The sequence below is a fragment of the Pseudomonas sp. MWU12-3088 genome (assembly GCF_023242405.1).
In the GTDB taxonomy this organism is placed as follows: Bacteria; Pseudomonadota; Gammaproteobacteria; order Pseudomonadales; family Pseudomonadaceae; genus Aquipseudomonas; species Aquipseudomonas kribbensis.
Genome location: NZ_JALJEA010000002.1, coordinates 456,571 through 476,293 on the forward strand (window position 1 = coordinate 456,571; position 19,723 = coordinate 476,293).

18 protein-coding genes and 1 pseudogene are annotated in these 19,723 nt (G+C 60.7%); 10 read left to right on the forward strand and 9 right to left on the reverse strand.

All coding sequences use genetic code 11. The features are described from left to right. Window positions 1-93 precede the first annotated feature (93 nt). Together M5B98_RS07900 and M5B98_RS07905 are read left to right on the forward strand one after the other, a co-directional pair. Window positions 94-1,515 (forward strand): PLP-dependent aminotransferase family protein, encoded by a 1,422-nt coding sequence (locus M5B98_RS07900; RefSeq protein WP_114886319.1) that lies wholly within the window; start codon window positions 94-96, stop codon window positions 1,513-1,515. A gap of 60 nt (window positions 1,516-1,575) precedes the next feature. Beyond that, window positions 1,576-3,144: a phospholipase D family protein gene (locus tag M5B98_RS07905; protein ID WP_248742381.1), complete on the forward strand. Its 1,569-nt coding sequence runs from the start codon at window positions 1,576-1,578 to the stop codon at window positions 3,142-3,144. Window positions 3,145-3,165: 21 nt separating this feature from the next. Here the strand turns inward: M5B98_RS07905 and M5B98_RS07910 are convergent, their stop codons facing one another. Continuing rightward, entirely contained in the window at window positions 3,166-4,311 is a 1,146-nt protein-coding gene (locus M5B98_RS07910; protein ID WP_248742382.1) for an MFS transporter, read from the reverse strand. 184 nt (window positions 4,312-4,495) lie between these two features. After that, complete coding sequence (locus tag M5B98_RS07915) at window positions 4,496-5,989, reverse strand: aldehyde dehydrogenase (RefSeq protein ID WP_085708877.1); 1,494 nt, start codon at window positions 5,987-5,989, stop codon at window positions 4,496-4,498. Window positions 5,990-6,225: 236 nt separating this feature from the next. Here M5B98_RS07915 and M5B98_RS07920 point away from each other — a divergent pair, with 236 nt between their 5' ends. After that, a complete protein-coding gene (locus M5B98_RS07920; protein ID WP_169432451.1) occupies window positions 6,226-6,588 on the forward strand; it encodes a cupin domain-containing protein in 363 nt (120 codons plus the stop codon). A gap of 73 nt (window positions 6,589-6,661) precedes the next feature. Here the strand turns inward: M5B98_RS07920 and rpmG are convergent, their stop codons facing one another. Beyond that, window positions 6,662-6,817 carry a 50S ribosomal protein L33 gene (rpmG, locus tag M5B98_RS07925; protein WP_003177274.1) on the reverse strand — a complete coding sequence of 52 codons (156 nt, stop codon included), beginning with the start codon at window positions 6,815-6,817 and terminating at the stop codon, window positions 6,662-6,664. Between the two features lie 11 nt (window positions 6,818-6,828). Next, on the reverse strand, window positions 6,829-7,062 hold the full coding sequence (gene rpmB, locus M5B98_RS07930; protein ID WP_003229474.1) for a 50S ribosomal protein L28: 234 nt from the start codon (window positions 7,060-7,062) through the stop codon (window positions 6,829-6,831). A gap of 446 nt (window positions 7,063-7,508) precedes the next feature. Here rpmB and M5B98_RS07935 point away from each other — a divergent pair, with 446 nt between their 5' ends. Beyond that, the gene (locus M5B98_RS07935) at window positions 7,509-9,098 is read left to right on the forward strand and encodes an ABC transporter substrate-binding protein (RefSeq protein ID WP_248742383.1); all 1,590 of its coding nucleotides are present in this window, start codon (window positions 7,509-7,511) and stop codon (window positions 9,096-9,098) included. Window positions 9,099-9,175: 77 nt separating this feature from the next. Here the strand turns inward: M5B98_RS07935 and radC are convergent, their stop codons facing one another. Next, window positions 9,176-9,850: a RadC family protein gene (gene radC / locus M5B98_RS07940; protein WP_248739840.1), complete on the reverse strand. Its 675-nt coding sequence runs from the start codon at window positions 9,848-9,850 to the stop codon at window positions 9,176-9,178. 135 nt (window positions 9,851-9,985) lie between these two features. On the opposite strand from radC, the gene coaBC reads away from it, so the two are divergent. The 4 genes and pseudogenes from coaBC (at window position 9,986) to argB (ending at window position 14,218) form a co-directional block, all read left to right on the forward strand. Further along, window positions 9,986-11,194, forward strand: coding sequence for a bifunctional phosphopantothenoylcysteine decarboxylase/phosphopantothenate--cysteine ligase CoaBC (coaBC, locus tag M5B98_RS07945; protein ID WP_085708873.1), 1,209 nt, complete (start codon window positions 9,986-9,988; stop codon window positions 11,192-11,194). A gap of 5 nt (window positions 11,195-11,199) precedes the next feature. Then, on the forward strand, window positions 11,200-11,655 hold the full coding sequence (dut, locus tag M5B98_RS07950) for a dUTP diphosphatase (protein ID WP_007954445.1): 456 nt from the start codon (window positions 11,200-11,202) through the stop codon (window positions 11,653-11,655). Between the two features lie 236 nt (window positions 11,656-11,891). Beyond that, window positions 11,892-13,295, forward strand: a pseudogene (locus tag M5B98_RS07955) (phosphomannomutase/phosphoglucomutase); the annotation flags it as partial. 17 nt (window positions 13,296-13,312) lie between these two features. Next, window positions 13,313-14,218, forward strand: a complete 906-nt coding sequence (gene argB, locus M5B98_RS07960; RefSeq protein ID WP_065258175.1) for an acetylglutamate kinase — start codon at window positions 13,313-13,315, stop codon at window positions 14,216-14,218. Window positions 14,219-14,287: 69 nt separating this feature from the next. Here the strand turns inward: argB and pyrE are convergent, their stop codons facing one another. Next, a complete protein-coding gene (pyrE, locus tag M5B98_RS07965; RefSeq protein ID WP_007954442.1) occupies window positions 14,288-14,932 on the reverse strand; it encodes an orotate phosphoribosyltransferase in 645 nt (214 codons plus the stop codon). An 82-nt stretch (window positions 14,933-15,014) separates the two neighbouring features. Here pyrE and M5B98_RS07970 point away from each other — a divergent pair, with 82 nt between their 5' ends. Next, a complete protein-coding gene (locus M5B98_RS07970) occupies window positions 15,015-15,794 on the forward strand; it encodes an exodeoxyribonuclease III (protein ID WP_007920349.1) in 780 nt (259 codons plus the stop codon). 81 nt (window positions 15,795-15,875) lie between these two features. On the opposite strand, the gene gltS is transcribed toward M5B98_RS07970, so the two are convergent. From gltS to rph, 3 genes are all read right to left on the reverse strand, one after another. After that, a complete protein-coding gene (gltS, locus tag M5B98_RS07975) occupies window positions 15,876-17,084 on the reverse strand; it encodes a sodium/glutamate symporter (RefSeq protein ID WP_248742384.1) in 1,209 nt (402 codons plus the stop codon). Between the two features lie 387 nt (window positions 17,085-17,471). Further along, complete coding sequence (locus tag M5B98_RS07980) at window positions 17,472-17,840, reverse strand: DUF4870 domain-containing protein (protein ID WP_085708869.1); 369 nt, start codon at window positions 17,838-17,840, stop codon at window positions 17,472-17,474. Window positions 17,841-17,869: 29 nt separating this feature from the next. Then, window positions 17,870-18,592, reverse strand: a complete 723-nt coding sequence (gene rph / locus M5B98_RS07985) for a ribonuclease PH (RefSeq protein ID WP_085708868.1) — start codon at window positions 18,590-18,592, stop codon at window positions 17,870-17,872. 267 nt (window positions 18,593-18,859) lie between these two features. Here rph and M5B98_RS07990 point away from each other — a divergent pair, with 267 nt between their 5' ends. After that, the gene (locus M5B98_RS07990; RefSeq protein WP_007954440.1) at window positions 18,860-19,723 is read left to right on the forward strand and encodes a YicC/YloC family endoribonuclease; all 864 of its coding nucleotides are present in this window, start codon (window positions 18,860-18,862) and stop codon (window positions 19,721-19,723) included.

Sequence of the window (19,723 nt, forward strand, 5' to 3'; positions counted from 1 at the left end):
ATTTCCATACAGATTTGCTGTCTCCGGGACTGAATTGTCGATTTACGCCGCATCTGTACTGGTTTTTCGAATCACCTGCATCGAGGCAGTGCCATGACCCTGTATGTGAATCTCGCCGAGTTGCTCGGCACCCGCATCGAACAAGGCTTCTACCGTCCTGGTGATCGCCTGCCGTCGGTGCGCGCCTTGAGCGTAGAACATGGGGTCAGCCTGAGCACGGTGCAGCAGGCCTATCGAATGCTGGAAGACAGCGGCCTGGCCACGCCAAAGCCAAAATCAGGCTACTTCGTGCCGGTCGGCCGCGAGTTGCCGGAACTGCCGGCCATCGGGCGTCCGGCCCAGCGTCCGGTGGAAATTTCCCAGTGGGATCAGGTGCTGGAGCTGATTCGCGCCGTGCCGCGCAAGGACGTGGTGCAGCTCGGTCGCGGCATGCCGGACATCTCGTCACCGACGATGAAACCGCTGCTGCGCGGACTGGCCCGTATCAGCCGCCGCCAGGACATGCCCGGTCTGTATTACGACAACATTCACGGCACCCTCGAACTGCGCGAACAGATCGCCCGGCTGATGCTCGATTCGGGCTGCCAGTTGAGCGCCAGTGACCTCGTCGTCACCACCGGTTGCCACGAAGCGCTGTCCACCAGCATCCACGCGATCTGCGAGCCCGGCGATATCGTCGCGGTGGACTCGCCAAGCTTTCACGGCGCCATGCAGACCCTCAAAGGGCTGGGCATGAAAGCCCTGGAAATCCCCACCGACCCGCTCACCGGCATCAGCCTCGAAGCCCTGGAACTGGCGCTGGAGCAGTGGCCGATCAAGGTCATCCAGCTCACGCCCAACTGCAACAACCCCCTCGGCTACATCATGCCGGAGTCGCGCAAACGCGCGTTGTTGACGCTGGCCCAGCGCTTCGACGTGGCGATCATCGAGGACGACGTGTATGGCGAACTGGCCTACACCTATCCGCGCCCACGTACGATCAAATCCTTCGACGAGGATGGCCGCGTGTTGCTGTGCAGCTCGTTCTCCAAGACTCTCGCGCCGGGATTGCGCATCGGCTGGGTCGCGCCGGGTCGATACCTCGAGCGGGTGCTGCACATGAAATACATCAGCACCGGCTCCACCGCGCCCCAGCCACAGATCGCGATTGCCGAATTTCTCAAGGCCGGGCACTTCGAACCACATTTGCGGCGGATGCGTACGCAATATCAGCGCAACCGTGACGTGATGATCGATTGGGTGACGCGATACTTTCCGGCCGGCACTCGCGCCAGCCGCCCGCAAGGCAGCTTCATGCTCTGGGTCGAACTGCCGGAAGGTTTCGATACCCTGAAACTGAATCGTGCACTGCACGATCAAGGCGTACAGATTGCCGTCGGCAGCATCTTTTCCGCTTCGGGCAAGTACCGCAATTGCCTACGCATGAACTACGCTGCGAAGCCGACACCGCTCATCGAAGAAGCCGTGCGCAAAGTCGGTGCGGCGGCGATCAAGCTGCTCGCTGAAGCCGACTGACCTTTTTCCAGAGACCCGCGTCCATATGCCGCCCCTTGCCGCCAATCGGAACGATCCTACGTGAGCTTCAGACAGCCCCTACTCGCTCTGCTGTTACTCGCCTCGTTCCTGGGCGGTTGCGCGACCCTCGACGTGCCGCGCGAACCAAGCCAGGCATTGCCGGCCTCTGCATCGAGTTTCGGCCGCTCGATCCAGGCCCAGGCCGCGCCGTACAAGGGCCAGTCCGGCTTTCGCCTGCTGTCCAACAGCACCGAAGCCTTCACCGCCCGCGCCGAGCTGATCCGCAACGCCCAGAGCAGCCTCGACCTGCAGTACTACATCGTCCACGACGGCATCAGTACGCGGATGCTGGTGGAAGAAGTGCTCAAGGCCGCCGACCGTGGCGTGCGGGTGCGCATCCTGCTGGACGACACCACCAGCGACGGCCTCGACCTGATCATCGCCACATTGGCGGCGCATCCGAATATCCAGATCCGTCTGTTCAATCCACTGCATCTGGGCCGAAGCACCGGCGTGACCCGTGCCGCCGGCCGGCTGTTCAACCTGTCGCAGCAACACCGGCGGATGCACAACAAACTGTGGCTGGCGGACAACAGCGCCGCCATTGTCGGCGGACGCAACCTGGGCGACGAGTACTTCGATGCCGAGCCCAACCTGAATTTCACCGACATCGACATGCTCAGCGTCGGGCCGGTCGCCGAACAGCTCGGGCACGGCTTCGATCAGTACTGGAACAGCGCCCTGAGCAAACCGATCGAGGAATTTCTCTCCAGCAAACCCTCGGCCAAAGACCTGCAGAACACCCGCACACGCCTGGAAGAATCCCTCGAGGAAACCCGCAAGCAGAATCACGCGCTGTATCAACAGTTGATGACCTTCACCACCCACCCACGCATGGACATCTGGCGCCGGGAGCTGATCTGGGCGTGGAACCAGGCGCTGTGGGACGCGCCGAGCAAAGTGCTGGCGGACGGCGAGCCGGATCCGCAACTGCTGCTGACCACACAACTGGCACCGGAGCTGCGAGGCGTCAACAAGGAACTGATGATGATTTCCGCCTACTTCGTGCCGGGTCAGCCGGGGCTGGTTTACCTGACTGGCCGTGCCGATGCGGGCGTATCGGTGAGCCTGCTGACCAACTCACTGGAAGCCACCGACGTGCCGGCGGTGCACGGCGGTTACGCGCCCTATCGCAAGGCATTGCTGGAACATGGCGTGAAGTTGTATGAACTGCGACGCCAGCCTGGGGATAACTTCGGCAGCGGCCCGCACCTGTTTTACAGCAAATCGTTTCGTGGCTCGGATTCCAGCCTGCACAGCAAGGCGATGATCTTCGACGGGAAAAAAGCGTTCATCGGCTCGTTCAATTTCGACCCGCGCTCGGTGCTGTGGAACACCGAAGTTGGCGTGCTGGTGGACAGCCCCGAGCTGGCTGCCCACGTACGGGAACTGGCCTTGCAAGGCATGGCGCCGGCGCTCAGTTACGAGGCAAAACTTCAGGGCGGGAAAGTCGTCTGGGTCACCGAGGACAACGGCCAGATGCACACGCTGACCAAGGAGCCTGGCAGCTGGTGGCGGCGCTTCAATGCGTGGTTCAGCACCACGGTGGGCCTAGAGCGAATGCTGTAGCAATCCGCCCTGGGCGGCTTATCAAGCGGGTTCCGGCACCTTGCCGAACGCCCCTTGCCGCGACAGCAGAATCACCAGCCCGAACGCCCCGGCCGCCATGAACCAAGGCAACGCGTGCCCGCTGATCCATTGACTGCCCGCCCCCGCCGCCAACGGCCCGATCAGACAACCAACGCCCCACAGTTGCGCGATATGCGCATTGGCGCGCACCAGCGCGTCATCGCGGTAGCGCTCGCCGATCAGGATCAGCGACAGGGTGAACAAGCCACCCGCACTGGCGCCGAACAGCACCCACAGCGGCCAGATCAGCAGAGTGTCGATCAGCATCGGGATCGCCAGACTCGACAGCATCAGCACCACGGCGCAACCGGCGAACAAGGTCCGCCGCGACAGGTAGTCGGCCAGCGCACCGATGGGCAATTGCAGCAGCGCGTCGCCCACCACCACGGTGCTGACCATCGCCAGGGCGATTTCCGCCGTGAAGCCCTGTTGCAGGCAGTACACCGGCAACAGGGTCAGGATCATCGCCTCAAACGCGGCGAACAACGACACCGCCCAGGCAATCGCCGGCAATTCGCGACTGAAGCCCCACAAGTCGCCGAAGGTCACGCTGCTGGCCTCGCTGCTCGGCGCCCCGCTGCGCCCCAGCAACAGAAGTGGCGCAGCGATCAAAAGGCCGACACCCACCCAGAAGCCGTAATCATGCTCGGTGCCGAGCGCACCCAGCAGCAACGGGCCCGACAGTTGGCTGAGCGCATAACTGCTGCCATACAGTGCCACCAATCGACCACGCCACTGCTCGACCACCAGTTGATTGATCCAGCTTTCGCCGAGGATGAACACGATGGTCAGGATCACCCCGATCATCAACCGCAGCACCAGCCAGATCGGATAACTCGGCAATAGCGCCAGCAGGCCGATGGACAATGCCCCGCCCCACAGACACAGGCGCATCAGGTTCGCCGTGCCGAAACGCGCCGCCAGATGACTCGAAACCTTCGCCCCCAGTAGCACGCCAATCGCCGGCATCGCCGCCATCACACCAATGGCGAAAGAACCATAACCCCAACCCTCCAGACGCAACGACACCAGCGGCATGCTGACGCCAAGGGCCAGGCCAACACTCAAGACAGACGCCAACACGGCGAAATACGTCGCCCAACGCATGGTCCACGCTCCTGTGGATAATTTTTATAGGCACCACAAAACACTGTGGGAGCGAGCTTGCTCGCGATAACGGTTTCACATTCAGCAGATGTGCTGACGGATACACCGCTTTCGCGAGCAAGCTCGCTCCCACAGGGATCTTTGTATCGTTCGGGAGCCCGCCTGAGCAGGCCCCCTCAACGGTTTACAGCTTGATCCAGGTCGCCTTCAGCTCGGTGTATTTGTCGAACGCGTGCAGCGACTTGTCACGGCCATTGCCCGACTGCTTGAAGCCGCCGAACGGGGCGGTCATGTCGCCGCCATCGTACTGATTGACCCACACGCTGCCGGCACGCAATGCCTTGGCGGTGAGGTGCGCCTTGGAAATGTCCTGTGTCCAGACCGCTGCCGCCAGGCCGTAAGGCGTGTCGTTAGCGATGTTGATCGCTTCCTCGGCGGTATCGAATGCAATGACCGACAGCACCGGGCCGAAGATCTCTTCCTGAGCGATCTTCATCGCGTTGCTCACGCCGTCGAAAATCGTCGGCTCGACGTAAGTGCCACCGGTTTCCTGAAGGATGCGCTTGCCGCCGGCCACCAGTTTGGCGCCGTCGGTGTGGCCCGACTCGATGTAGGACAGCACAGTGTTCATTTGTTGGGTGTCGACCAGCGCGCCCACGTTGGTGGCCGGGTCCAGCGGATTGCCCGGTTTCCAGGCTTTCAGCGCCTCGATCACCATCGGCAGGAATTTGTCCTTGATCGAACGCTCGACCAGCAGACGGGAGCCGGCGGTGCAGACTTCGCCTTGGTTGAAGGCGATGGCGCTGGCGGCGGATTCGGCGGCGGCTTGCAGGTCCGGCGCATCGGCAAACACGATGTTCGGGCTCTTGCCGCCGGCTTCCAGCCAGACGCGTTTCATGTTCGATTCGCCGGAGTAGATCATCAGTTGCTTGGCGATCTTGGTCGAACCGGTGAACACCAGGGTGTCGACGTCATTGTGCAGAGCGAGCGCCTTGCCGACGGTGTGACCGTAGCCCGGCAGCACGTTCAGCACGCCTTTCGGGATGCCGGCTTCAACGGCCAGTTCGGCGATGCGGATGGCGGTCAGCGGGGATTTTTCCGACGGCTTGAGGATCACCGAGTTACCGGTCGACAGCGCCGGGCCGAGCTTCCAGCAGGCCATCATCAGCGGGAAGTTCCACGGCACGATGGCACCGACCACGCCCACTGGCTCGCGGGTTACCAGACCCAGTTGGTCGTGCGGGGTGGCGGCTACTTCGTCGTAGATCTTGTCGATCGCTTCACCGCTCCAGCTCAGGGCTTGCGCGGCACCCGGCACGTCGATGTATAGCGAATCGCTGATCGGCTTGCCCATGTCGAGGGTTTCGAGCAGGGCCAGCTCTTCGGCGTGCTGCTTGAGCAGACCGGCGAAACGGATCATGGTGGCTTTGCGTTTGGTCGGCGCCAGGCGCGACCAGACACCGGAATTGAACGTGGCGCGGGCGTTTTCCACGGCGCGCTGGGCATCGGCGGCGTCACAGCTGGCAATCTTGCCCAGCAGACGGCCATCGACCGGGCTGATGCACTCGAAGGTCTCGCCGGAGACGGCATCGGTGTACTCGCCATTGAGGTAGGCGCGGCCTTCGATCTTCAGGTCGCGGGCGCGTTGTTCCCAGTCGGCACGAGTCAGGGTGGTCATTCGAGTGTCCTCCTCTTGTTGAATACGAGCGCCGCGCGATCTTCGCCGGCGTCCTCAGGAATTCTGCCCGGCCAGCCTGTTTTCGGCCCAAGGCACCCGCCACCCTAAACCAGCGGCCGGGGTTGTTTCAATATATTTGACATAAGGCTTCTATATCGCCTTGCGGCGTTCAATTTAATCAACATAGACTTTGGCCCTTTCAAGCCATCGCGCCGTCATTACAGGAGAAAACAACAATGAACATCCAGAACGTCGTCGACATCAGCCTGACCATGGACCAGGCCGAGCGCTATCGCCCGGATCCGGCCAAAGTACTCAAGGGCGATCCCGAGCAGGCGGTGTTCAATCAATACGACAGCCCTTGCGGGCAAATGGGCGTCGGCGTGTGGGAAGGTGCGGTGGGTCAGTGGACGGTGAATTACACCGAGCACGAATACTGCGAAATCCTGCAAGGGGTTTCGGTGCTGCGTGACAGCGAAGGCAATGCCAAGACCCTGCGAGTCGGTGACCGCTTCGTGATTCCGGCCGGCTTTCGTGGCACCTGGGAAGTGCTGGAAGCGTGCCGCAAGGTCTATGTGATCTTCGAACAGAAGGCCTGAGGCCTTTCGCCAGACAACAAAAAAGGCCCGTATCGTGAGATACGGGCCTTTTTCGTAAGTCGGGAAAAATCAATTACTTGATTTTGCCTTCCTTGTAGATCACGTGCTTGCGAACAACCGGATCATATTTCTTGATCTCGATTTTGTCCGGGGTAGTACGCTTGTTCTTGTCGGTAGTGTAGAAGTGACCAGTACCGGCGCTCGAAATCAAACGAATCAATTCACGCATGATTAGCTCCCTTAAATCTTGCCGTCGCGACGCAGCTCGGCCAGCACAACGCTGATGCCACGCTTGTCGATGATACGCATGCCTTTGGCGGAAACGCGCAGGCGTACGAAACGTTTCTCTTCTTCAACCCAGAAGCGGTGATGCTGCAGGTTCGGCAGGAAACGACGACGGGTTTTGTTGTTTGCGTGGGAAATGTTATTCCCGGTTACCGGACCCTTACCGGTAACTTGACATACTCTAGACATGCCTCAGCCCTCTAAAACCACATGCCCAACCCGGCATGGGTTGGCCGCTTAATCTCTAGTCATTGTGGCGCCAGGCGCCGCGATTCTTTAGAGGTCTTACCGGCTACACCTACAAGCGAAGGAACCGGGCCCCTAGAAAAGAGCGCTGCTTTATACCAGAAAGACCACGGAGCAACAACTTTCCGTGTGCAATGAATGGCTAAAAAGCCGCTTTTTCCGCCCGCAAGCGGCTTGGGCAAAGGCTGGCGGCAATTTTTACCATTCGTCGAAGAAAAACGATCATACCCGCATTCGGGACTTTTCCTGCCGCCACTTCCGACAAATCCTCAGCCGCACAGCCCCGAAAATGCAAAAAGGGGATAGTCATTTGCAATCGCGACCACTAGGGTAGGCCTTTTCCAGACTGCACTTGCAGATGGGCCTTCGATCTGTAAAGGAAGCCGACCATGCGCCTCGCTGCCCTCCCCCTGCTGCTCGCCCCGTTATTGCTGAGCCCCCTGGCCCATGCCGCCGCCCTGAGCGTGTGCACCGAGGCCAGCCCTGAAGGGTTCGACGTGGTGCAGTACAACTCGCTGACCACCACCAACGCCTCGGCCGATGTGCTGATGAATCGCCTGGTGGACTTCGATACGGCGACCGGCAAAGTGGTCCCGAGCCTGGCCGACAGCTGGGAAGTCAGCACCGACGGCCTGACTTATATATTCAAACTGCATCCGCAGGTGAAGTTCCACACCACCGACTACTTCAAGCCGACCCGTGAGCTGACCGCCGAAGACGTCAAGTTCAGCTTCGACCGCATGCTCGACCCGGCCAACCCGTGGCACAAGGTTGCCCAGAGCGGCTTTCCGCACGCCCAGTCGATGCAGTTGCCGAGCCTGATCAAGAAGATCGACGCCCTGGACCCGCTGACCGTGCGCTTCACCCTCGACCACCCGGACTCGACGTTCCTGGCGACCCTGAGCATGGGTTTCGCCTCGATCTACTCCGCCGAATACGCCGACAAGCTGCTGAAGGCCAACGCGACCGACAAGCTCAACAGCCAGCCGATCGGCACCGGCCCGTTCGTGTTCACCCGCTTCCAGAAAGACGCGTCGATCCGCTACAAGGCCAACCCGGACTACTTCGGCGGCAAGCCTGCAGTTGACCCGCTGATCTTCGCCATCACCCCGGACGCCAACGTGCGCCTGCAAAAGCTGCGGCGTAACGAGTGCCAGATTGCCCTGTCGCCAAAACCATTGGACGTACAGGCAGCGAAGGAAGAGCCGACGCTGAAAGTCGAAAAGACTGACGCGTTCATGACCGCATTCGTAGGGATCAACAGCCAGCATCCACCATTGGACAAGCCGGAAGTGCGTCAGGCGATCAACCTCGCCTTCGACAAGGCCAACTACCTGAAAGCTGTGTTCGAAGACACCGCAGAACCCGCCAACGGCCCGTACCCGCCGAACACCTGGAGCTACGCGAAGAATCTGCCGGGTTACCCGCACGACGTGGCAAAAGCCAAGGCTTTGCTGGCCAAGGCCGGCCTGAAGGATGGTTTCCAGACCACCATCTGGACGCGTCCGTCCGGCAGCCTGCTCAACCCGAACCCGAGCCTCGGCGCACAACTGCTGCAGTCGGATCTGGCCGAAATCGGCATTCAGGCAGAAATCCGCGTGATCGAATGGGGCGAGCTGATCCGTCGCGCCAAGGCTGGCGAGCATGACCTGCTGTTCATGGGCTGGGCCGGCGACAACGGCGACCCGGACAACTTCCTCACCCCGCAGTTTTCCTGCGCGGCGGTGAAGTCCGGCACCAACTTCGCCCGCTACTGCAATGCCGATCTGGACAAACTGATCAGCGCCGGCAAGACCACCAGCGAACAAGGTGTGCGCACCAAGCTCTACGAACAGGCGCAGGCGCAGATCCAGCAACAGGCGCTGTGGTTGCCGCTGGCGCATCCGACGGCCTACGCCCTGACGCGCAAAGACGTGCAGGGTTATTCGGTGAGCCCGTTCGGGCGGCAGGATTACTCCAGGGTCAGCCTCAAGCCATAAGCTGCAAGCCACAAGCTAGAGCCATTCGCAGTCTGCTTTAGCTTGTGGCTCGCCACTTGAAACTTGCAGCTGCTTGTCTACATCCAACCGCACTCCGCCATCGACAACGGTTCCCCATCGCCAACGACGAAGTGATCGAGCACCCGAACGTCGATCAGCTCCAAAGCCTTCTGCAAGCGCTTGGTCAATAATCGATCAGCCTGACTGGGATCGGTGTTACCCGACGGATGGTTATGGCAGAGGATCACGGCCGCCGCGTTGTTGGCCAGAGAACGTTTCACGACTTCCCGGGGATGCACCGCCGTGTTGTCGATGGAGCCGCGAAACAGCGTTTCAAAGGTCAGCACCTGATGTTTGGAGTCCAGAAACAGGCAGCCGAACACCTCGTGCGGCTCGTGGCGCAGCATGGCCTTGAGGTAATCACGGACCACCTGTGGATTCTCCAGCGCCGTTTTCTGCCGCATACGCTCGGCCAAATGTCGCCGCCCCATCTCCAGCACAGCCTGCAGTTGGGCAAACTTCGCCGGCCCCAGGCCCAATTGCTCGCTGAACGCGCCGAGATCTGCCTCCAGCAACGCCCGCAGGCTGCCGAACTGACTCAACAAGTGTCGCGCCAGATCCACCGCGCTTTTACCGGATACGCCGGTGCGTAGAAAAATCGCCAGCAATTCGGCATCGGAAAGACTTCCCGATCCTTGTTCCAAAAGCTTCTCCCGCGGCCTTTCCGCCGCCGGCCAATCGCGAATACTCATACACATTCCTTGTCTGTGGGCGCCGCTGTTCCGTAGCGGTCGCTGTGATATCGTAGCCCATCTTTTTTGCGGGCGAATTCACCCTGGGGAGGGGGTTTCGCCACGCATGTCACCAACGAAATGAAAGGCAGACCTATGCAGCGGCTGTATCGGAAACGCATCGTTCTGGGCGTCGGCGGCGGTATCGCTGCCTACAAGAGCGCCGACCTTGTGCGCCGCCTGATCGATCAGGGCGCCGAAGTGCGCGTGGTCATGACCCGTGGCGGCAGCGAATTCATCACCCCGCTGACCATGCAGGCCCTGTCCGGCCACCCGGTTCACCTGGATCTGCTCGACCCGGCCGCCGAAGCGGCGATGGGCCACATCGAACTGGCCAAATGGGCCGACCTGGTGCTGATCGCCCCGGCCACCGCCGACCTGCTGGCCCGTCTGGCCCAAGGCATTGCCAACGACCTGCTGACCACCCTGGTGCTGGCCACCGACGCCATCGTCGCTGTCGCCCCGGCCATGAACCAGGCCATGTGGCGCGATCCGGCGACCCAGGCCAACCTGCAACTCCTTGAAAGCCGTGGCCTGAAGACCTTCGGCCCGGCCTCCGGCAGCCAGGCCTGCGGCGACGTCGGCATGGGCCGCATGATGGAAGCCACCGACCTGGCCCAGCTCGCAGCGGACTGCTTCCAGCGTCAGGCGCTGACCGGCAAGCACGTGGTGATCACCGCCGGCCCGACCCAGGAAAACATCGACCCGGTGCGCTACATCACCAACCACAGCTCCGGCAAAATGGGCTTCGCCCTGGCGGAAGCGGCGGTGGAAGCCGGCGCCCGCGTCACGCTGATCAGCGGCCCGGTGCATTTGCCGACGCCGGATCGCGTCACGCGTATCGACGTGGTCAGCGCCCGCGACATGCTCGCCGCGTGCGAAGCCGCGATCCCTTGCGACATCTTCATCGCCTCGGCGGCGGTCGCGGACTACCGTCCGGAAGTCGTCGCCCCGCAAAAATTGAAGAAAGACCCTACGAGCGGCGACGGTTTCGTCCTGCAAATGGTGCGCAACCCGGACATCCTGGCCACCATCGCGACCCGTCCCGACCGTCCGTTCAGTGTCGGCTTCGCCGCCGAGACCGAACACCTGCTCGACTACGCTGCACGCAAGCTGAAGGACAAGAATCTCGATCTGATCGTCGCCAACGACGTCGCCAACCCGAGCATCGGTTTCAACAGCGAAGAAAACGCCTGCAGCGTCATCGACCGTGGGCTGCACGCCACGGTTTTCGCCCAGACCAGCAAGAGCAAGATCGCTCGCCAGCTCGTCACTTTTATCGCCGAACGTCTGAACCAGGTTTAATTTACATGCACGCTTTGCAAGCCAAGATCCTCGACCCACGCATCGGTACCGAATTCCCGCTGCCGCAATACGCCACACCGGGCTCCGCCGGCCTCGACCTGCGCGCCATGCTGCAAGAGGACATCGTGATCAAACCGGGTGAAACCGTGCTGATCCCTACCGGGCTGTCGGTGTACATCGGTGACCCGAACCTCGCCGCGCTGATCCTGCCGCGCTCGGGCATGGGCCATAAGCACGGCATTGTGCTGGGCAATCTGGTCGGCCTGATCGACTCCGACTACCAAGGCCCGCTGATGGTGTCCTGCTGGAACCGTGGCCAGACCGAATTCACCATGCCGGTCGGCGAACGTCTGGCTCAACTGGTGCTGGTGCCGGTGGTGCAGGCGCACTTCGAAATGGTTGAAGAGTTCGTCGAAACCGAGCGCGGCGCTGGCGGTTTCGGCCACTCCGGCACCAAGTAATCGGCTGAAAATCTGTCGTGGCAAGTGCGCGTTGCTTGCCACGAAATTCAAAATGTCATCTGCAAGGTTTAGCGCCGAAAATCAAGGCATTGGCAGGCCAAAGCCACGCCGGACAAGGCGTCATGGCCCTTTCACACCACGAACTCTCTGTGAAAACCGCCGTCATACCCTTCAGTTTGAGCCTGCCGCCGAGATGATTCGTCGGTGTGTCCCGCCACTTTCGAGATGGAGCATTTCCGCAGATGAGCACCCCCGCCCAAGTCGCCCCGAAGCTTCCCGACAGCATCTTCCGCGCCTATGACATTCGCGGCACCGTGCCGGAATTTCTCAATGCCGAAACCGCCTACTGGATCGGCCGCTCCATCGGCTCCCAGAGCCTGGCCCAGGGTGAACCGAACGTGTCCGTCGGCCGTGACGGCCGCCTGTCCGGCCCGGAACTGGTTGCCGAGCTGATCCGCGGCATCGCCGAAAGCGGCTGCCATGTCAGCGACGTCGGCCTGGTGCCGACCCCGGCGCTGTACTACGCCGCCAACGTGCTGGCCGGCAAATCCGGCGTGATGCTCACCGGCAGCCACAACCCGTCGAACTACAACGGCTTCAAGATTGTGATCGCCGGCGACACCCTCGCCAACGAACAGATCCAGGCCCTGCACGAGCGCCTCAAGACCGGCAACCTGAGCAGCGGCAAGGGCAGCGTGACCCAGGTCGAGATCCTCGACCGCTACACCACCGAAATCGTTCAGGACATCAAACTGGCCCGGCGCCTGAAAGTCGTGGTCGACTGCGGCAACGGCGCGGCCGGCGTGATCGCCCCGCAACTGATCGAAGCGCTGAACTGCGAAGTCATCCCGCTGTTCTGCGAAGTCGACGGCAACTTCCCGAACCACCACCCGGATCCGGGCAAGCCTGAAAACCTCGTCGACCTGATCGCCAAGGTCAAGGAAACCAAGGCTGACATCGGCCTGGCCTTCGACGGCGACGGCGACCGCGTCGGCGTGGTGACCAACACCGGCACCATCGTGTTCCCGGATCGCCTGCTGATGCTGTTCGCCCGCGACGTGCTGGCGCGCAATCCGGGCGCGGAAATCATCTTCGACGTCAAATGCACCCGTCGCCTGATTCCGCTGATCAAGGAATACGGCGGCCAATCGCTAATGTGGAAGACCGGTCACTCGTTGATCAAAAAGAAAATGAAGCAGTCCGGCGCCTTGCTCGCCGGAGAAATGAGCGGACACATCTTCTTCAAGGAACGCTGGTTCGGTTTCGACGACGGCATTTACAGCGCCGCACGGCTGCTGGAAATCCTCAGCAAGGAAAAATCCGACGCGGAAACGCTGTTCGCGACCTTCCCGAACGATATTTCCACGCCGGAAATCAATATCTATGTGACCGAAGAGAGCAAATTCAGCATCATTGATGCACTGCACGATGCGCAGTGGGGTCCAGGCGCCGACCTGACCACCATTGACGGCGTGCGGGTCGATTACGCCAAAGGCTGGGGCCTGGTGCGCGCCTCCAACACCACACCGGTGCTGGTGCTGCGCTTCGAGGCCGATGACGAGGCTGAATTGCAGCGCATCAAGGCTGTGTTCCATGCCCAGTTGAAACGCGTTGCACCTGATCTCCAACTACCGTTCTGATTCACCCGGAGCCCTGAATGACCCTCGAACGCGAAGCCGCCGCCCAAACCGCCAAGGTCCTGTCCGAAGCGTTGCCTTACATCCGACGTTATGTCGGCAAGACCCTGGTGATCAAATACGGCGGCAACGCGATGGAAAGCGAGGAGCTGAAAACCGGCTTCGCCCGCGACATCGTCTTGATGAAAGCCGTCGGCATCAACCCGGTCGTGGTTCATGGCGGCGGCCCGCAGATCGGTGATCTGCTCAAGCGCCTGTCGATCGAAAGCCACTTCGTCGACGGCATGCGCGTCACCGACGCGGCGACCATGGACGTGGTGGAAATGGTCCTCGGCGGCCAGGTCAACAAAAGCATCGTCAACCTGATCAACCGTCACGGCGGCAGCGCCATCGGCCTGACCGGCAAAGACGCCGGGCTGATTCGTGCGAAAAAACTCACCGTCACCCGCCAGACCCCGGAGATGACCCAGCCGGAAATCATCGACATCGGCCAGGTAGGCGAAGTGGTCGGGATCAACACCGAACTGCTGAACCTGCTGGTCAAAGGCAACTTCATCCCGGTGATCGCGCCGATCGGTGTAGGTGAAAACGGCGAGTCGTACAACATCAACGCCGACCTGGTGGCCGGCAAGGTTGCCGAAGCGCTGAAAGCCGAGAAGCTGATGCTGCTGACCAACATCGCCGGCCTGATGGACAAGTCGGGCAAGGTCCTGACCGGCCTGAGCACCCAACAGGTCGACGACCTGATCGCCGACGGCACCATCTACGGCGGCATGCTGCCGAAGATCCGCTGCGCACTGGAAGCGGTTCAGGGCGGCGTGGGCAGCTCGCTGATCATCGACGGTCGTGTACCGAACGCGATCCTGCTGGAAATCTTCACCGACACCGGTGTGGGCACGCTGATCAGCAATCGCAAGCGTCCGTAAACGATCGCACAAATAAAAAGACCCCGCTCAGCCTGACTGAACGGGGTCTTTCTTTGCCTGAAGAAGCGATCAGACGCCGAACTGGGCGCGATAGGCTTCAACGGCTGGCAGGTGCTGCTTGAGCTGCGGATCGTCAGCCAGGAATTCCAGCACCTGGTTCAGCGACACGATGCTGATGACCGGAATGCCGAAATCACGCTCGACTTCCTGGATGGCCGACAGCTCGCCGTTGCCGCGCTCCTGACGGTTCAGGGCGATCAGCACGCCAGCGGCCTTGGCGCCGTCCTGGGAAGCGATGATCTGCATCACTTCACGGATAGCGGTGCCAGCGGTGATCACGTCGTCGATGATCAGCACTTCACCGGTCAGCGGTGCGCCAACCAGACTGCCGCCTTCGCCGTGGGCCTTGGCTTCCTTGCGGTTGAAGCACCATGGCAAATCACGGTTGTGGTGCTCGGCCAGCGCCACGGCGGTGGTTGCCGCCAACGGAATGCCTTTGTAGGCCGGGCCGAACAGCACGTCGAACGGGATACCGCTCTCGGCGATGGCTGCGGCGTAGAAACGACCGAGCTGCGCCAGGGCCGAACCCGAGTTGAACAGGCCGGCGTTGAAGAAGTAAGGACTGGTGCGTCCGGACTTCAGGGTGAACTCACCGAAGCGCAAAACGCCGCGATCGATGGCAAAACGAATGAAATCGCGCTGATACGCTTGCATGAAAAAAACCCCAAATACCACGGATTTAGCTAATTAGCTTGACGCCGTGTATCATACACGCACGCGATTTTTGGGGCCATTTATGCGGATCATCAGTGTGAACGTCAATGGTATTCAGGCTGCAGTCGAGCGCGGTTTGCTCAGTTGGCTGCAGGCACAGAATGCCGACGTCATCTGCCTGCAGGACACCCGTGCCTCCGCCTTTGAACTGGATGACCCAGCCTTCCAACTGGACGGCTACTTCCTTTATGCCTGCGATGCTGAAGTCCCTGCCCAAGGCGGCGTGGCTTTGTATTCGCGGTTGCAACCGAAGGCTGTCATCAGCGGTCTCGGTTTCGAGACGGCCGACCGCTACGGGCGCTACCTGCAAGCAGATTTCGACAAAGTCAGTATTGCCACCTTGCTGCTTCCTTCGGGGATGAACGGCGATGAGGACTTGAACCAGAAGTTCAAGCTCATGGACGACTTCGGCAAGTACCTGGACAAACAGCGGCGCAAACGTCGCGAGTACATTTATTGTGGCTCGCTGTACGTCGCGCAGCAGAAGCTCGACATCAAGAACTGGCGCGACAGCCAGCAATCCCCGGGCTTCCTGGCACCGGAACGTGCCTGGATGGACGAGATTGTCGGCAACATGGGCTATGTCGACGCCCTGCGCGAAGTCAGCCGCGAAGGCGACCAGTACAGCTGGTGGCCGGACAACGAACAGGCCGAGATGCTGAATCTGGGCTGGCGCTTCGACTACCAGATCCTGACCCCGGGCCTGCGGCGTTTCGTACGCAGCGCACGCCTGCCGCGTCAGCCTCGGTTCTCGCAACACGCGCCACTGATCGTCGACTACGACTGGACGCTGACCATCTAAGCGTCGTTTCGCAGTAGAAAAAATGCCCGTATCGCAGGATACGGGCATTTTTTATGCGTCTGTCCCAGGCTGGAATGTGCCTTAGACAGCAGTGAAGAATGGCAGCGCCAGGTACAGCTTGATCACGATGATATTGATGATATCGATGAAGAATGCGCCCACCATCGGCACGACCAGAAACGCGATCTGCGAAGGCCCGTAACGCTGCGTCACCGCTTGCATGTTCGCAATGGCGGTCGGCGTCGCACCGAGGCCGAAACCGCAATGGCCGGCCGCCAACACCGCCGCATCGTAGTTGCGCCCCATCACCCTGAACGTCACGAACACCGCGAACAGCGCCATGACCAGTGTCTGTACCGCCAGAATGATGAAAATCGGCAACGCCAGCGCTGCCAGATCCCACAGTTTGAGAGACATCAGCGCAATCGCCAGAAACAGCGACAGGCTGACGTTGCCCAGCACCGAGACTTCACGCTCGAATACCTGATACAGACCAAACGCCGAGAGGCCGTTGCGCAGCACGACACCCACGAACAAGACACAAACGAATGTCGGCAACTCGAACGCCGTGCCATGCAACAACCCGTTCAGCAGAGTGCCAACCAGCAGACTGACCGCGATCAGTGCCAGGGTTTCGATGAACGAGAATGGTGTGATCGAGCGCTCCTTGTTCGGTTGCTCAAAACCCTTCGGCAGACGCGGCGCCTCCTGTGCGTGGCACCCCGGCACCTCGACACGCTTGATCAGCAGACGGGCAACCGGCCCACCGATCAGCCCACCCAGCACCAGACCGAATGTCGCCGAGGCGATTGCCAGCTCGGAGGCTGAAGCCAGACCGTATTTCTCGCTGAACACCGTTCCCCACGCGGCGCCGGTTCCGTGACCACCGGCCAGCGTGATGGAGCCCGTCAACAGTCCCATCAGCGGGTCGAGCCCCAGTATTGTGGCGAGTCCGATACCCATGGCGTTCTGCAGGATCAGGAGGCCGGTGACCGCCAATAGAAATATCCCTACTACGCGACCGCCCTTCTTGAGGCTGGCAAAGTCTGCACTCAGACCGATAGTGGCAAAAAACGCCAGCATCAGCGGCGCCTGCAACGAGGTATCGAACCGGACTTCTATGTCGAGCGCCCGCAATACCAACAGCACCAGAGCAACCAACAGGCCACCCGCGACAGGTTCGGGAATATTGAAATTGCGCAGTACACCAACACGGGTAACAAGACCACGCCCCAGCAGAAGCACAAGGGAAGCGGCCACGAGCGTGCCGTAAAAATCGAGCTGAATCATCTGGATTATTCTTGGCTATATAGTCGGAGGTGAACTTTTCCCTGGATACGCCTCACGAATCGGCTGACTGTTTCAACACTGGAAACACTGAAATTCAAGAGCCTTCGATGGCTTGAATATATCGAAATATTTCTGAAGGAATATGACGTGCGACAACCTTAACAAGCGCAAAGTCATGCTGCCAATGACCTTTGGCCGTATCAAGGCATTACAGTTGTGACTAAAAATGTAAGGCCGGTGAATATATAAAACCTGCTCTGCCACTCATCGCATGCAGACTATTCCTACGAGCAATGAAGGTTTATTTAGTTGAAAAAAAACCCTGACAAGTCAGGGCTTTTAAATATGCAGAATTAATTATTCCAACATATACATTTCGGCTAAATGCTACTTGATCAAGCGCCAGGTAAACGGATAACGGTACGGAAAACCTTCATTGGCCTTTACGCCACCGATGATCGTCAACACCAGTGCGCCAATGGCAAGCAGGCCGAACAACACGAATCCGATGATCAGCACCATCAGCAGGAAGCAGATCATCGAAGCAATCGCCACGGTGATCTGAAAATTCAGCGCTTCTTTGCCTTGGGCATCGATAAACGGATCCGTCTCGCGCTTCATCTGCCACAGGATCAATGGCCCGATCAGCGTGCCGAACGGAACCCAGATCCCCAGCAAGGCGGACAAGTGACAAAACATTGCCCACTGACGAACCTCGTGGCTCGGCTTGGGCAGCAACTCTTGCTCATCACTCATCGCGTCCTCCTTGCGGGTTACGAACCTGCTCAGTCGGCCAGTGCAGCCGTTTGCAGTTCGAAGATCTCGTTCATGCCTTTCTTGGCCAGCTCCAGCATCGCGGTCAGCTCTTCAGGCTGGAACGGCGCGCCTTCGGCGGTGCCCTGCACTTCGATGAAACCGCCGGTGCTGGTCATCACCACGTTCAGGTCAGTCTCGGCAGCGGAGTCTTCAAGATAGTCCAGATCCAGCACCGGCTCGCCCTGGTACATGCCCACGGAAACGGCACCGATCATTTGCTTGAGCGGGTCGCCGCCTTTCAGGCCGCCGCGCTTCTTGATGACTTTCAGGGCATCGACCAGCGCAACCATGGCGCCGGTGATCGACGCGGTGCGGGTGCCGCCGTCGGCCTGGATCACGTCGCAGTCGACGTACAGGGTGACGTCGCCCAGCTTGGACATGTCCAGCGCGGCGCGCAGGGAACGGCCGATCAGGCGCTGGATTTCCAGGGTGCGGCCGCCCTGCTTGCCACGGCTCGCTTCACGCTGATTACGCTCGCCGGTGGCGCGCGGCAGCATGCCGTACTCGGCGGTCAGCCAGCCCTGGCCCTGACCTTTCAGAAAACGCGGCACGCCGTTTTCGACGCTGACGGTGCAGATGACTTTGGTATCGCCGAATTCGACCAGTACCGATCCCTCGGCGTGCTTGGTGTAGTTGCGGGTAATGCGGATCGAGCGGAGCTGATCGGCAGCGCGACCACTTGGACGTTTCATAGGAGATACCTGTACTGGGGACGGAAAACTGCGGAGCATTATAGAGCTGCGCACCGTGCCTGGGCACTGTCTAAAAATTCCGGCCGTCGATCCAAAGCCCTGAAACGCGCTTCGCCGACGGCCTGCAGCCCTTTGTCACACCGTGTGTTTGGGCGCATCTGCCGCACTGCGCTACAATCCTGCGCCTTTGCTGCCAGTCGGCTTAAATTCATTGATATCGAGCTGCGAAGCTTCAATTCGCGCCGATCTGTATCGCGAGGTCACCCCATGGTGCACAGCATGACCGCCTTCGCCCGCGTCGAGAAAGCCGGCGTTCAGGGCACCCTGAGCTGGGAGCTGCGCTCGGTCAACAGCCGCTACCTGGAACCCCACCTGCGCCTGCCGGAATCGTTTCGCGACCTCGAAGGCGCCGTCCGCGAAGCCCTGCGCCAGGGCCTGTCGCGCGGCAAACTGGAATGCACCCTGCGCTTCACCGAGGAAAGCACCGGCAAGCCACTTCAAGTGGACCGCGAGCGCGCTGCACAACTGGTCGCCGCTGCCGAAACCGTCGCCGGCCTGATCAAGAACCCCGCCGCTCTGAACCCGCTGGAAGTACTGGCCTGGCCGGGCGTGCTGGTCGCCGACGCCACCGACCCGCAGGCCTTGAATGCCGAGGCGCTGGCCCTGTTCAATCAAGGCCTGAAAGACCTCAAGGCTGGCCGCGAGCGCGAAGGCGCGGAGCTGGCACGCCTGATCAACGATCGCCTGACCTCCATCGAGGAAGACGTGGTGACCCTGCGCGAACTGGTTCCGCAGATGCTCGCCACCCAGCGCCAGAAAGTCCTCGACCGCTTCGCCGACATGAAGGCCGAGATGGACCCGCAGCGCCTGGAACAGGAAATGGTCATGCTCGCGCAAAAGAGCGACGTGGCCGAAGAACTGGATCGCCTGAGCACTCACATCATCGAAGTTCGCCGGGTGCTGAAATCCGGCGGTGCCGCCGGCCGGCGCCTGGACTTCCTGATGCAGGAGCTCAACCGCGAAGCCAACACACTGGGCTCCAAGGCCTTCGACCCGCGCAGCACCCAGGCGGCGGTCAACCTCAAGGTGTTGATCGAGCAGATGCGCGAACAAGTGCAGAATATTGAGTAA

Bases quoted from the DNA above. Each gene is read 5' to 3' on its own strand.
- M5B98_RS07900 (WP_114886319.1), top strand. From the start codon at position 94: ATGACCCTGTATGTGAATCTCGCCGAGTTGCTCGGCACCCGCATCGAA.
- M5B98_RS07910 (WP_248742382.1), bottom strand. From the start codon at position 4,311: ATGCGTTGGGCGACGTATTTCGCCGTGTTGGCGTCTGTCTTGAGTGTT.
- M5B98_RS07915 (WP_085708877.1), bottom strand. From the start codon at position 5,989: ATGACCACCCTGACTCGTGCCGACTGGGAACAACGCGCCCGCGACCTG.
- M5B98_RS07920 (WP_169432451.1), top strand. From the start codon at position 6,226: ATGAACATCCAGAACGTCGTCGACATCAGCCTGACCATGGACCAGGCC.
- rpmG (WP_003177274.1), bottom strand. From the start codon at position 6,817: ATGCGTGAATTGATTCGTTTGATTTCGAGCGCCGGTACTGGTCACTTC.
- rpmB (WP_003229474.1), bottom strand. From the start codon at position 7,062: ATGTCTAGAGTATGTCAAGTTACCGGTAAGGGTCCGGTAACCGGGAAT.
- M5B98_RS07935 (WP_248742383.1), top strand. From the start codon at position 7,509: ATGCGCCTCGCTGCCCTCCCCCTGCTGCTCGCCCCGTTATTGCTGAGC.
- radC (WP_248739840.1), bottom strand. From the start codon at position 9,850: ATGAGTATTCGCGATTGGCCGGCGGCGGAAAGGCCGCGGGAGAAGCTT.
- coaBC (WP_085708873.1), top strand. From the start codon at position 9,986: ATGCAGCGGCTGTATCGGAAACGCATCGTTCTGGGCGTCGGCGGCGGT.
- dut (WP_007954445.1), top strand. From the start codon at position 11,200: ATGCACGCTTTGCAAGCCAAGATCCTCGACCCACGCATCGGTACCGAA.
- argB (WP_065258175.1), top strand. From the start codon at position 13,313: ATGACCCTCGAACGCGAAGCCGCCGCCCAAACCGCCAAGGTCCTGTCC.
- pyrE (WP_007954442.1), bottom strand. From the start codon at position 14,932: ATGCAAGCGTATCAGCGCGATTTCATTCGTTTTGCCATCGATCGCGGC.
- M5B98_RS07970 (WP_007920349.1), top strand. From the start codon at position 15,015: ATGCGGATCATCAGTGTGAACGTCAATGGTATTCAGGCTGCAGTCGAG.
- gltS (WP_248742384.1), bottom strand. From the start codon at position 17,084: ATGATTCAGCTCGATTTTTACGGCACGCTCGTGGCCGCTTCCCTTGTG.
- M5B98_RS07980 (WP_085708869.1), bottom strand. From the start codon at position 17,840: ATGAGTGATGAGCAAGAGTTGCTGCCCAAGCCGAGCCACGAGGTTCGT.
- rph (WP_085708868.1), bottom strand. From the start codon at position 18,592: ATGAAACGTCCAAGTGGTCGCGCTGCCGATCAGCTCCGCTCGATCCGC.
- M5B98_RS07990 (WP_007954440.1), top strand. From the start codon at position 18,860: ATGGTGCACAGCATGACCGCCTTCGCCCGCGTCGAGAAAGCCGGCGTT.